This window comes from Streptomyces stoeckheimensis, assembly GCF_045822005.1.
Classification (GTDB): Bacteria; Actinomycetota; Actinomycetes; order Streptomycetales; family Streptomycetaceae; genus Streptomyces; species Streptomyces stoeckheimensis.
In genome coordinates this window covers 2,410,715-2,422,986 of record NZ_CP169550.1, presented here as the reverse complement: position 1 = coordinate 2,422,986, position 12,272 = coordinate 2,410,715, and the positions used below count along the sequence as shown (strand labels likewise).

The following is a 12,272-nucleotide window of genomic DNA, read 5'->3' as shown; positions in this document are numbered from 1 at the left end:
AAGCAGTGAAGCCGTTGCCCTCGACCGTGGTGGTCGGGGGCAACGGCTTCGCCGTGCAAGTCCAGTAAGTCCAGCAAGTCCTGCGGGTCGAACCCGAAGGGGTCAGACGGTCTCGGGGAGCTCCTCGAGGCCCTCGGCGACCAGCTTCGCGAGGCGGTCCAGTGCGGCCTCGGCGCCGTCGGCCTCGGACGAGAGGACGATCTCCTCGCCGCCCTGGGCGCCCAGGCCCAGAACCGCCAGCATGGAGGCGGCGTTGACGGGGTCGCCGCCGGCCTTCGCGATGGTCACCGGGACGCCGGAAGCGGTCGTCGCGCGGACGAAGATCGAGGCGGGACGAGCGTGCAGGCCCTCGGCCCAGCCGACGTTGACGCGGCGCTCTGCCATGGTGATGCCCTTCAGGTTCTTACGGGTTGTCTAGACCAGTCTCTCACGACGTCCGGAATGGTCGAACCGACCTTCGGCCCGACTTTCCCGCCGTTCGACCTACCCCAGCTTGCCCTGATTCGAGCCAGCTTGCCTGATGCGCCGCGCCCGGGCCACTCGAAGCGTTCGAGCCTTAAGGTGACCCCATGACGACCGCGTCCGACCCCTCGTACCCGGATCACTGGGAAGCCGACGTCGTCCTTCGGGACGGCGGCACCGCCCGGATCCGGCCCATCACCACCGACGACGCGGGCCGGCTGGTCAGCTTCTACGAGCAGGTCTCGGACGAGTCCAAGTACTACCGGTTCTTCGCCCCCTACCCCCGGCTCTCCGACCGCGACGTGCACCGCTTCACGCACCACGACTACGTGGACCGCGTCGGCCTCGCCGCGACGATCGGCGGCGAGTTCATCGCCACCGTCCGCTACGACCGGATCGGCGCCGACGGCCGCTCGGCCACCGGGCCCTCCGACGAGGCCGAGGTCGCCTTCCTCGTCCAGGACGCCCACCAGGGGCGCGGAGTCGCCTCCGCCCTGCTCGAACACATCGGCGCCGTGGCCCGTGAACGCGGGATCCGCCGCTTCGCGGCCGAAGTGCTGCCGGCCAACAGCAAGATGATCAAGGTGTTCACCGACGCCGGCTACCAGCAGAAGCGCAGCTTCGAAGACGGCTCCGTCCACCTCACCCTCGACCTCGAACCGACCGCCGAGTCCCTCGCCGTCCAGCGCGCCCGCGAACAGCGCGCCGAGGCCCGCTCCGTCCAGCGGCTGCTGTCCCCCGGCTCGGTGGCGGTGATCGGAGTCAGCCGTTCCCTCGCGGGCGTGGGCGCGGCGGCCCTGCGCAACCTGCGCGACAGCGGCTTCCACGGCCACCTCTACGCCGTCAACGAGGCGGTCACCCGAGATCTGCTCGACGGCGTACGGGCCTACCCCACGCTCGGCGCCGTCGGCGCCCCGGTCGACCTCGCCGTCATCGCGGTCCCGGCGGACCGGGTCCCGGACGCGGTGGCGGCCTGCGGTGAACACGGGGTGCAGGGGCTGGTCGTGCTGTCCGCCGGATACGGGGAGAGCGGGCCCGAGGGCATGGCCCGCCAGCGCGAACTGGTGCGCCAGGTGCGCTCGTACGGGATGCGGCTGATCGGACCGAACGCCTTCGGGGTGATCAACACGGCCCCCGAGGTGGAACTGAACGCCTCCCTGGCCCCCGCTCCGGCTCCCGCGCGGGGAAGGGTCGGCCTCTTCACCCAGTCCGGAGCGATCGGCATCGCGCTGCTCTCCGGGCTGCTGCGGCGCGGGGAGGGGCTGTCCTCCTTCGTCTCCGCCGGGAACCGGGCCGACGTCTCCGGCAACGACATCCTCCAGTACTGGTACGACGACGAGGCGACCGACGTCGCGCTCATGTACCTGGAGACCCTGGGCAACCCGAGGAAGTTCACCCGGCTCGCCCGGCGCACCGCGGCCGTCAAGCCCGTGGTCGTCGCCAAGGGGGGCCGGCACACCCCCGCCGGACACGTGGTCCCCGGCACCCGGCTGCCCGAGGCGACGGTCTCGGAGCTGCTGCGGCAGGCCGGCGTCATCCGGGTCGACACGGTGACCGAGCTCGTGGACGTCGGCCTGCTGCTGGCCTCGCAGCCCGTACCGGCCGGGCCGCGGGTGGCCATCCTCGGCAACTCCGAATCGCTCGGAGTGCTCACCTACGACGCCTGCCTGACCGAGGGGCTGCGACCGCTGCCGCCGCTCGACCTGACCACGGCCGCCTCGCCGGAGGACTTCCGTACCGCCGTCTCCGCCGCGCTGGCCTCGCCGGACACCGACGCCGTCGTCGTCACCGCGATCCCCTGGGTGAGCGAGCACGCGCTCGCCGACGACCTGGCGGAGGCCCTGCGGGCGGCCGCCGCAGCGCACCCCGGCAAGCCGGTGGCGGTGGTCCACGTGGAGCTGGGCGCCCTCGCGGAGGCGCTCTCCGCGGCCACGGCGCCGACCGTCGCGACGGACCTCGCGGACGCAGCGCCCGCCACGCTGCCGACCCCCGCGACGGCCCTGGCGGCCCTGGGCTCCGGGTCCGCCTCCGACGCGGTGCCCGCTTCCGACGCCACGCCTGCCGCCGATGCCGTGCCCGCCGCCGCCGTGCCCGCCACCGCGGCGGCGCCCTTCCAGTCGGAGCCGGCCTCCGACGGTGCGGGGAGCGCGGCCGTACCCGCTCCCGGAACCGCCCGGATCCCGAGCTACCCCGCCGCCGAGCGGGCCGTCAAGGCCGTCGCCGAAGCCGTCCGGTACGGGCAGTGGCGCCGGGGCCTCGCCGAGGTCGGGCAGGTGCCCGAGTTCGAGGACATCGACGAGAGCGGGGCCGCCGGGCAGCTCTCCCGCCTGCTGGCCGGCGTAGGGGAGGAGGAGGTGGCCACCCTGGACGACCCCGATGCCCGCGAGCTGCTCGCCCGGTACGGGATCCGGGTGCTCTCCACGCTCCCGGCCCCCAGCGCCGACGCCGCGGTCCGCGCCGCCCGGGTCCTCGGCTATCCCGTCGCGCTCAAGACCACCGCCCCGCACCTGCGCCACCGCGCCGACCTGGGCGGGGTCCGCCTCGACCTCACCACCGAGGCCGAGCTGCGCCGCTCGTACGAGGAGCTCACCCACGCGCTGGGCAAACCGCAGGAGCTGCTCCCCGTGGTCCAGTCGATGGTCCCGCGGGGCGTCGACACCGTCATCCGTTCCGTCATCGACCCCGCCGCCGGCGCCGTGCTGTCCTTCGGGCTCTCCGGGGTCGCCTCCGAACTCCTCGGCGACACCGCCCACCGGCTGGTTCCCGCCACGGACAAGGACGCGGCGAGCCTGATCCGCTCGATCCGCACCGCCCCGCTGCTCTTCGGCTGGCGCGGCAGCGACCCCGTGGACACCCCCGCCCTGGAGGAACTGCTGCTGCGCCTCTCCCGCCTCGTCGACGACCACCCCGAGGTCGTCGGTGTCGCCCTGGAGCCCGTCGTCGTCGCCACCGAGGGGCTGTCCGTGCTCAGCGCGACGGTCCGCGTCGCCCACCCGCCCGCCCGCGGCGACCTCGGCCCGCGGACCCTGCCCAGCTACTGAGGTCCGGCGACAGGTCCCGGGGCGGCCGAGGTGCCCCTTACGGGCCTTAGGATGGACCTCATGGCGAAATCCGGTACGACGACCCAGGGGCTGCGCACGGCGATCGAGCGCAGCGGCTACTACCCGGCCCTCGTGGCCGAGGCCGTGGAGGCCGCGGTGGGCGGCGAGCCGATTTCGTCGTACCTGGTCCACCAGGAGACGACCTTCGACTCCAACGAGGTGCGCCGGCACGTCACCGTGCTGGTCCTGACCGGCAACCGCTTCATCGTCAGCCACACCGACGAGCAGGCCGCCGACGCCGGTTCCCCGTCGCCGTACGCGACCACCTCCACCGAGTCGGTCAAGCTGGCCAGCATCTCCTCCGTGGTGCTCAGCCGCGTCGTCGCCAACCCGGAGTCCTACACCCCGGGCACCCTGCCCCGCGAGGTCGTCCTGACCATCGGCTGGGGCGCGGTCTCGCGCATCGACCTGGAGCCCGCCGCCTGCGGCGACGCCAACTGCGACGCCGACCACGGCTACACCGGCAACTCCACCGCGGACGACCTCAGCCTGCGCGTGAGCGAGGCCGGGGACGGTCCCGAGGCGGTCCGCCAGACCCTGGTCTTCGCGCAGGCACTCAGCGAAGCGACCGCGGCCACCTCCACCCCCGCCCGCTGATGGCGTACTCCGCCGCGCAGAGCTGGCAGGACGAGCCCGAGCTGCTGGACCTGGCCGGCGCCCCGGTGCCGCACTACGGCACCGGCTCGCTCGCCGACCTGCTGCCCACCCTCGTGGCCGGCCAGGGCGTCCCCGGCTTCGAGGCCTCGATCGCCGAGCTGACCCCGGCCGACCGGAACTGCGTGTTCCTGGTCGACGGCATGGGCTGGGAGCAGATCAAGGCCCACCCGGACGAGGCTCCGTACCTCACCTCCCTGCTCGGCAGCTCGCGCGGCGGCACCGGCCGCCCGATCACCGCGGGGTTCCCGGCGACCACCGCCACCTCGCTGGCCTCCGTCGGCACCGGCCTGCCGCCCGCGCGGCACGGCCTGCCCGGCTACACCGTGCGCAATCCGGCCACCGGCGAACTGATGAACCAGCTCCGCTGGCACCCGTGGACCTCGCCCAAGCCCTGGCAGCCGTACCCGACGGTCTTCCAGCAGGCGGACGCGGCCGGAGTGGCCACGGCGCAGGTGTCCTCGCCCGCCTTCCAGACCACCCCGCTCACGAAGGTCGCGCTGAGCGGCGGCACCTTCCTCGGCCGGATGACCGGCGAGGAGCGCATGGACCTCGCGGCCGAGCGGCTCGCGGCCGGCGACCGCTCGCTCGTGTACACGTACTACAGCGAGCTCGACGGGGCCGGCCACCGGCACGGCGTCGACTCCGACGCCTGGCGCGGCCAGCTGATGTACGTGGACCGTCTCGTCCAGCGCCTCGCCGAGCAACTCCCGCCCCGCACCGCGCTGTACGTGACCGCCGACCACGGCATGGTGGACGTCCCCTTCGACGAGGACTCCCGCATCGACTACGACGACGACTGGGAACTCGGCGCGGGCGTGGCCCTGCTGGGCGGCGAGGGCCGGGCCCGGCACGTGTACGCCGTACCGGGCGCCGAGGCCGACGTCCTGACCGTCTGGCGCGAGGTGCTCGGTGACCGCTTTTGGGTCGCGAGCCGCGCGGAAGCCCTGGAACTGGGCTGGTTCGGGGCACCGGGCGAATGCGACGAGCGGGTCCTCGGCCGCATCGGCGACGTGATCGCGGCAGCCCAGGCCGACGTGGCGATCACCGCCTCGCGGGCGGAGCCCAACGAGTCGGCCCTCGCGGGCATGCACGGCTCGATGACCCCGGCCGAGCAGCTCGTCCCGCTGCTCGAAATCCGCTCCTGACGCTCCCGCCGCTGCCCCCGCCCTCCTCACCCTCCTTTCGAAAGGCGCTGTACTCCCCATGCCCGAGCTCGTGTTCTTCTCCGGAACGATGGACTGCGGAAAGAGCACGCTGGCGCTCCAGATCGCCCACAACCGGGATGCGCGGGGCTTGCAGGGTGTGATCTTCACCCGTGACGACCGTGCGGGGGAGGGCAAGCTGTCCTCCCGTCTGGGTCTGGTGACGGAGGCGGTGGAGGCGCCGGAGGGCATGGACCTGTACGCGTACCTGGTGAACCAGCTCTCGCAGGGTGGCAAGGCCGACTACGTGATCGTGGACGAGGCCCAGTTCCTGGCCCCCGTCCAGATCGACCAGCTGGCCCGGATCGTGGACGACCTGGGCCTGGACGTCTTCGCCTTCGGCATCACCACGGACTTCCGCACGAAGCTCTTCCCCGGCTCCCAGCGCCTGATCGAGCTGGCGGACCGCCTGGAGCAGCTCCAGGTCGAGGCCCTGTGCTGGTGCGGGGCCCGTGCCACGCACAACGCCCGCACGGTGGGTGGCGAGATGGTCGTCGAAGGCGCCCAGGTCGTCGTCGGCGACGTGAACCGTCCGGCGGGGGAGATCGGTTACGAGGTCCTCTGCCGCCGTCACCACCGCAAGCTGATGACCTCGGCATCGGCCCAGGCCGGTGCCCTCTCCCCGGACGTCCTCCCGGTCAACCACGCCTGACAGGGCCCGTCCAGGGGGCCTGAGGGAACCGGTGGGGTTCCCGATAGCGTGTTCCTCCAGGACGCTGACCGGCGCTTGAGGGGATGCAGCCCATGGAACTGACCGCAGAGATCACGGCGATACGGGACGGATCGGGTGATCCGGCACGCCTGCTGGGGGAGTTCCGGCGGGCCGTCCTGCTGGTGCCGCTCGCCGATGGCCCCGACGCCGGCCTGATGTCGGCGGTTTCGGGTGGAATCCGGTGGATATACGCGTTCACGGATGAGGAGGCGCTGGCCCGGTTCGCGCAGGCGCGCGGTGAGGCGGGCCGGGAGTGGGAGTTCCTCGCGGTGCTGGGTGCGCGGCTGGTCGATGCGGTGATTCCGGCGGCGGACGGTCCGGCGGGCGTGGTGGTGAACGTGGCGGACGAGGACGGGTCGATGTTCTTCCCGCCGGTCGCGGGGATCGTCCCCGACGGGAGTGCCGTGGACCTGGCCGGGGCGGTGGCCTGATGGCGGGGGACGGAGATCTCGAAGTTTCGCCGGCGGCGGTCAAGAACATCCAGGACGGCCTGCGGGCGGCGATCGGGGAGCTGCGCGAGTCCGGGGACGCGGCCGGCGCCTCCATGGGGGCGGGTTTCGAGAATCTGTCGATGACGGGGATGGAGACCGGGCATCCGGGTCTGGCCACCGACTTCGAGGATTTCTGCGAACGCTGGGAGTGGGGCGTGCGCAGCCTGGTGCAGGACGCGAGCACCCTCGCCCAGTCGCTGGGGATCGCGGCGGGCACGGTGTGGGAGGAGGAGCAGTACCTCCACGGCACCTTCCGGGTGGTCGCGAACGCGGCGTACGGCAATCCGCACGCGAGTGAGGACGAGATCGAGAAGAAGCCGTGGGGGGAGATCTTCTCCGCGGACGTCTACAAGCCGGATTACAGCGCGGAGTCCTTCGAGAAGAGCAGGAAGGACATGGGGCAGACCTGGTCGGACACGGGGGAGGAGTTGAAGTCCAACGGGAAGATCGGTTCGATCAACGATCTGCTGGAGCAGGCGAAGCGTGACGGGGGCGGTCGCTGATGGGCTGGCGGGATTTCGTTCCGGACGTCATCGAGGACGGCGTCGAGAAGGGTGCGGAGAAGGTCGGTGACGCGGTCGAGTGGGCCGGCGACAAGACGGCCGACTTCGCCGAGGACGTCGGCCTGGACGGTGCGGGCGACTGGATCCGTGACAAGAGCCGCTCTGCCGCCAATCAACTCGGCGCGGACGTCGCGGAGCTGGAGCTGGGCCAGACCGAGGACCCGAACAAGCTGGTCTACGGCAGTGTGTCGAAGATCCGCGCGCAGGTGTCCCACCTGAACGATTTCAAGGCCTCCTTCGACAAGGTCGGCAACGGCCTGAAGGGGATGGGGGAGCCGGACGGTCTGAAGGGCAAGACGGCCGAGTCGTTCAGGGAGGCTGTGGCGAAGGAGCCGCCGCGCTGGTTCAAGGCGGCCGAGGCCTTCGGGAAGGCCGCCGACGCGATGGGCCGGTTCGCCGAGACGGTGGAGTGGGCGCAGGGGCAGGCCAAGGAGGCCCTGGAGGAGTACAACCGGGCGAAGAAGGCGTCCACCGAGGCCCGCACCGCGCACAACAAGCTGGTCGACACCTACAACGATGCCTTGAAGGCGAAGAAGGATCCGTTGCCGCCCCGGCCCTCGGAGAACTTCACCGACCCGGGCACCGCGATCGCGACGGCGGCGCAGGACAAGCTCGACAGCGCCCGCAAGCAGCGCAACGAGGTCGCGGAGACGGTCCGTACGGCGGTGCGGGCGGCGCGGGATGCGGCTCCGCCGAAGCCTTCGTACGCGCAGCAGCTCGGCGATGGCATGGACTACATGGACTTGGCCAGGACGCATCTGGCGGGCGGCGTGATCAAGGGCACGGCGGGGATCGTGAACTTCGCCCGCGCGCTGAACCCGATGGATCCGTACAACCTGACGCATCCCGCCGAGTACGTGACGAACCTGAACTCGACGGCGGCGGGTCTGGTCACGATGGCCAACGACCCGCTCGGTGCGGGCAAGAAGATGCTCGACGAGTTCATGAAGGACCCCTCCGAGGGCTTCGGCAAGATGATCCCGGAGCTGATCGGCTCCAAGGGCCTGGGCTCCTTGAAGAAGGTCGGCTCGGCAGCCTCGCACCTCGACGACCTCAAGGGACCCGGCCGCACCGGCCTCGACAAGGACGGTCCGAACCAGCGGGACAAGCCGGACTGCGACAAGCGGTGCGACGGGACCGACCCGGTCGACCTGGCGACCGGCCGGATGTTCCTGCCACAGACCGACATCGTCCTGCCGGGCACGCTGCCGCTGGTCTTCACCCGCCGCGCGGAGTCCGGGTACACGGCGGGCCGCTGGTTCGGCCCGTCATGGTCCTCGACCGTCGACGAACACCTGGAGACAGACCCCGAGGGCGTCGTCCTGGTCACCGCGGACGGCCTGGTCGTCCCGTACCCGCACCCCGCCCCCGGTGTTCCGGTGTTTGCCACCAGTGGCCCCCGGTGGTCGCTGGACCGCACCCCGGAGGGCGGTTACAGCGTCACCGACCCGGCCGGGGGTCTCACCCGGCACTTCACCGCTCCCGTCGGCGCCGAGGATGACGGTGACGGGTACGGACACGCGGTCATCGAACGCGTCGAGGACCGCAACGGCAACACGATCACCTTCGAGTACGACGCCGATGGCACCCCGCTGGGCATGGCCCACAGCGGCGGCTACCACCTGCGCTTCGAGACCTCCGGGGGCCGGGTCACCGGCCTCCACCTGACCGGAGGCCCGCGCGTCCTCGCGTACGGCTACACCGACGGAAACCTCACCGAGGTCGTCAACTCATCGGGCCTGCCGCTGCGCCTCGCCTACGACGAGCGCGGCCGCATCACCTCGTGGACGGACACCAACGACCGCCGCTACTCGTACACCTACGACGACGAGGACCGCTGTGTCGCGCAGGGCGGGGACGCCGGCCACCTCACGCTCAGCATCGCCTACGGCCGGCCGGACCCGTCGACGGGCATGCGCACCACCACGACCTCCACGCCCACCGGTGAGGTGCGCCGCTATCTGGTGGACGCCTCCTACCGCGTGGTGGAGTCGGTCGGCGCGCTCGGCGCCGTGACCCGCTCCTCGTACGATGCCCGCGGCCGACTGGCCTCGCTCACGGACGCGCTGGGCCGCACCACGGTCTTCGGTCGCGATGCCGAAGGCCGTCTGGTCCACGTGGTCCGGCCGGACGGCAAGGAACTGAGCACCGAGTACGACGCCGCGGGACGACCGGTGCTCCAGATCCGGGCAGACCGGACCACCTGGCGGTTCGCCTACGACGAGCGTGGGAATCCGGTCACCCGCACCGGCCCCGTGGGCGGCACCACCCGCTACGCCTACGACGACGCGGGCGCCCTGACCTCGTCCACCGACGCCCTCGGCGGCACCACCCGGCTCCGCTGCAACCGGGCAGGCCTCCCCGTCGAGATCACCGACCCGGTCGGTGCGGTCACCCGGTACGAACGGGACGCCTTCGGCCGGGCCATCCGCATCGTCGACGCCCTGGGACACGCCACCGAGCTGCACTGGACACCGGAAGGACGGCTGGCCCGGCGGGTCGAAGCGGACGGCTCCGCCCAGGAGTGGACGTACGACGGCGAGGGAAACTGCCTCACCCACACGGACGCGGCAGGTGCCACCGTCCGCTACGAATACGGCGACTTCGACCTGGTAACGGCCCGCACCGGCCCCGACGGCGCCCGCTACACCTTCACCCACGACGCCGGACTGCGGCTCACCGAGGTGCTGGACCCCCGGGGACTGACCTGGCGCTACACCTACGACGCCGCGGGCATGCCGGAGTCGGAGACCGACTTCGACGGACGCACCGTCCGCTACGTCCACGACGCGGGCGGCCGCCTGGTCACCCGGATCAACGCCGTGGGCCAGGCCGTCCGCCTGGAGTACGACGTCCTCGACAACCGGGTGCTGAAGGAGGCGGATGGGGAGACCACCCACTACACGTACGATTTCTCGGACCGGCTGGCGTCGGTGACCGGACCGGGCGGCACCCTGACGTACCTGCGCGACCGTGCCGGCCGCATCTGCCGGGAGACCTTCGACGGCCGGACCCTGACGCGCTCGTACGACGAACTCAGCCGCGTCCTGTCCCGCACCACCCCGTCCGGTGCGACCGCCGAGTGGACCTACGACGCCGCGGGCCACCGCACCGCGCTGACCACCTCCGGTCACCGGCTCGTCTTCGAGCGGGACGCCCTCGGCCGGGAGACGGGCCGCCGCGTCGGCGACGCGCTCGCGCTGGACCTCGTGCGCGACGAGCTGGGACGCCTGGTGGAGCAGCGCGTCACCGGCGGCGAGGGCCGGCCGCCGCGACGCCGGAGCTACTCCTACCATGCGGACGGCAGCCTGCTGGCGGTCACCGACGAGCTCGGGGGCGAGCGGAGCTACGAACTGGACCCGGCGGGACGGGTCACCGCCGTCACGGCCTCCGGCTGGAGCGAGCGGTACGCCTACGACGCGGCGGGCAACCAGACCGAGGCCTCCTGGCCCGCCACGCACCCGGGCGGATCCGAGGCCACCGGACCCCGCACGTACGAGGGCACCCACCTCGTCGGGGCGGGCCGCACGGCCTACACGTACGACGCCATGGGGCGGGCCGTCCGGCGCACGCGCACCCGGCTCTCGCGCAGACCGGACACCTGGCAGTACGCGTGGGACGCCGAGGACCGGCTCACGGCCGTGACCACCCCGGACGGCACACTGTGGCGGTACCGCTACGACCCCATGGGCCGGCGCAGCGCCAAACAGCGCATGGCGGCGGACGGGGTCACGGTGGCGGAGGAGGTCACCTTCGTCTGGGACGGCATGACCCTGTGCGAAGAGACCTCCACCAGGGTCCCGGAGCCCGGTGTCGACGCACCGCCGCCGTCGGTCACCCTGACCTGGGACCACCACGGACTCCAGCCGCTCGCGCAAACGGAACGGCTGGGGGCCGGCGACGGAGAGGTCGACAGGCGGTTCTTCGCGATCGTCACCGACCTGATCGGCACCCCTCTGGAACTCGTCGACGAGAACGGCGGGATCGCCTGGCGCACCCGTGCGACGGTGTGGGGGGCGACCACGTGGAACACCGACGCGCGCGGCTACACACCGTTGCGCTTCCCCGGGCAGTACTTCGACCCGGAATCGGGGCTGCACTACAACTGCTTCCGGCACTACGACCCCGAAACTGCCCGTTACCTCTCCGGCGACCCCCTGGGCCTGGGCCCGGCGCCCAACCCCCGTACCTACGTGGCGAACCCGCTGACCTGGACGGACGCGCTGGGTCTCGCCCCCGAATGCCCGAAGGTCGGCCGGACCCTCGAGGAGACGAAGGCGCTCGCGCTGCGGGAGGCGGGCGTGCCCGAGGGGCTGGAACCCTCAGACGTGTACCCGTGGACGAAGGCGACCACGCCCGAATGGCAGGGGGGCAAGCAGCTGATGGGGCCGGACGGCAAACCGATCTGGTACACCGAGGAGTGGTACGAGCTGCCCAACGGGGACATCGTCGTCTTCCAGGACCATTGGTTCGGCCACCAGAAGCCGGGTGAGCCCGGATACCAGCCGCCGCACGTACACGTCCGCCCCGGAGAGGACACCCGGAACGGCCAGATCCCGGGCACGGAGGAGCATTACTACTATGACCTGGAATGATTTCGTCGTAAACGCGGAGGTCTTCGCCCCGTACTACGACGAGCTACCCCCGCTGACGGCCGTCCTGCTCCGTTCCGTCCACCTGGACGGCTGGGCTTCGGCCGTGACGCTCAGGCTCGACCTGCCCCGTTTCCCGGACCGGTGGGAGGCGGGGCCCGGCGATACGATGCAGTGTCAGCTCCAGTTCTCGCACGTCGAAGACTTCGTGATGGACGGGTGGCGCCCGCCGGTGACGGCGGACGTGGAGCTGGCCGCGCTCGTCGGGCCGCCGGAGCACCGGATCGCGGTACGGGTGGCGGCGGCCGGGGCCGAGGTGGCATTCACGGCGAACGCCTCCGTGGTCGCCGGGCGGCTCGGAGTTTTCACCCGGGGCGCGGACGGCGGCGACGGCGGGCCGCGCCATTTCACGCGCCTGATCGAGCGCAGGCTCTACCCGGCGCTGCCGCCCACCCACGACAACACCTTCTACGAGCGGGTCTGAGAGTCCGA

At 72.0% G+C, this 12,272-nt stretch carries 9 protein-coding genes; 8 read left to right on the top strand and 1 reads right to left on the bottom strand.

Annotation, left to right across the window (positions count from 1 at the left end; genetic code table 11):
• Nucleotides 1-102: 102 nt before the first annotated feature.
• On the bottom strand, nucleotides 103-384 hold the full coding sequence (locus tag ACE1OC_RS11030) for an HPr family phosphocarrier protein (RefSeq protein ID WP_250746483.1): 282 nt from the start codon (nucleotides 382-384) through the stop codon (nucleotides 103-105).
• Nucleotides 385-569: 185 nt separating this feature from the next.
• Between ACE1OC_RS11030 and ACE1OC_RS11025 the strand changes: the two genes are divergently transcribed.
• The 8 genes from ACE1OC_RS11025 to ACE1OC_RS10990 all read left to right on the top strand — a co-directional run bounded on the left by ACE1OC_RS11025 (nucleotide 570) and on the right by ACE1OC_RS10990 (nucleotide 12,264).
• Nucleotides 570-3,503 carry a GNAT family N-acetyltransferase gene (locus ACE1OC_RS11025; RefSeq protein WP_407836884.1) on the top strand — a complete coding sequence of 978 codons (2,934 nt, stop codon included), beginning with the start codon at nucleotides 570-572 and terminating at the stop codon, nucleotides 3,501-3,503.
• A gap of 60 nt (nucleotides 3,504-3,563) precedes the next feature.
• Nucleotides 3,564-4,160, top strand: a complete 597-nt coding sequence (locus ACE1OC_RS11020) for a DUF5998 family protein (protein WP_250746479.1) — start codon at nucleotides 3,564-3,566, stop codon at nucleotides 4,158-4,160.
• A complete protein-coding gene (locus tag ACE1OC_RS11015; protein WP_351370568.1) occupies nucleotides 4,160-5,365 on the top strand; it encodes an alkaline phosphatase family protein in 1,206 nt (401 codons plus the stop codon). Before ACE1OC_RS11020 ends, ACE1OC_RS11015 begins: the two co-directional genes overlap by 1 nt.
• A gap of 58 nt (nucleotides 5,366-5,423) precedes the next feature.
• A complete protein-coding gene (locus ACE1OC_RS11010) occupies nucleotides 5,424-6,074 on the top strand; it encodes a thymidine kinase (RefSeq protein WP_407836883.1) in 651 nt (216 codons plus the stop codon).
• Between the two features lie 92 nt (nucleotides 6,075-6,166).
• Nucleotides 6,167-6,565: an SseB family protein gene (locus tag ACE1OC_RS11005; RefSeq protein ID WP_407836882.1), complete on the top strand. Its 399-nt coding sequence runs from the start codon at nucleotides 6,167-6,169 to the stop codon at nucleotides 6,563-6,565.
• Entirely contained in the window at nucleotides 6,565-7,128 is a 564-nt protein-coding gene (locus ACE1OC_RS11000) for a hypothetical protein (RefSeq protein WP_407836881.1), read from the top strand. Before ACE1OC_RS11005 ends, ACE1OC_RS11000 begins: the two co-directional genes overlap by 1 nt.
• Nucleotides 7,128-11,783 (top strand): putative T7SS-secreted protein, encoded by a 4,656-nt coding sequence (locus ACE1OC_RS10995; RefSeq protein WP_407836880.1) that lies wholly within the window; start codon nucleotides 7,128-7,130, stop codon nucleotides 11,781-11,783. The genes ACE1OC_RS11000 and ACE1OC_RS10995 overlap by 1 nt, the downstream gene beginning before the upstream one ends.
• The gene (locus ACE1OC_RS10990) at nucleotides 11,770-12,264 is read left to right on the top strand and encodes a hypothetical protein (protein ID WP_389690149.1); all 495 of its coding nucleotides are present in this window, start codon (nucleotides 11,770-11,772) and stop codon (nucleotides 12,262-12,264) included. The genes ACE1OC_RS10995 and ACE1OC_RS10990 overlap by 14 nt, the downstream gene beginning before the upstream one ends.
• Nucleotides 12,265-12,272: the final 8 nt, after the last annotated feature.

Coding starts and splice junctions, on each gene's coding strand:
- ACE1OC_RS11030 (WP_250746483.1), bottom strand. CDS start 384: ATGGCAGAGCGCCGCGTCAACGTCGGCTGGGCCGAGGGCCTGCACGCT.
- ACE1OC_RS11025 (WP_407836884.1), top strand. CDS start 570: ATGACGACCGCGTCCGACCCCTCGTACCCGGATCACTGGGAAGCCGAC.
- ACE1OC_RS11020 (WP_250746479.1), top strand. CDS start 3,564: ATGGCGAAATCCGGTACGACGACCCAGGGGCTGCGCACGGCGATCGAG.
- ACE1OC_RS11015 (WP_351370568.1), top strand. CDS start 4,160: ATGGCGTACTCCGCCGCGCAGAGCTGGCAGGACGAGCCCGAGCTGCTG.
- ACE1OC_RS11010 (WP_407836883.1), top strand. CDS start 5,424: ATGCCCGAGCTCGTGTTCTTCTCCGGAACGATGGACTGCGGAAAGAGC.
- ACE1OC_RS11005 (WP_407836882.1), top strand. CDS start 6,167: ATGGAACTGACCGCAGAGATCACGGCGATACGGGACGGATCGGGTGAT.
- ACE1OC_RS11000 (WP_407836881.1), top strand. CDS start 6,565: ATGGCGGGGGACGGAGATCTCGAAGTTTCGCCGGCGGCGGTCAAGAAC.
- ACE1OC_RS10995 (WP_407836880.1), top strand. CDS start 7,128: ATGGGCTGGCGGGATTTCGTTCCGGACGTCATCGAGGACGGCGTCGAG.
- ACE1OC_RS10990 (WP_389690149.1), top strand. CDS start 11,770: ATGACCTGGAATGATTTCGTCGTAAACGCGGAGGTCTTCGCCCCGTAC.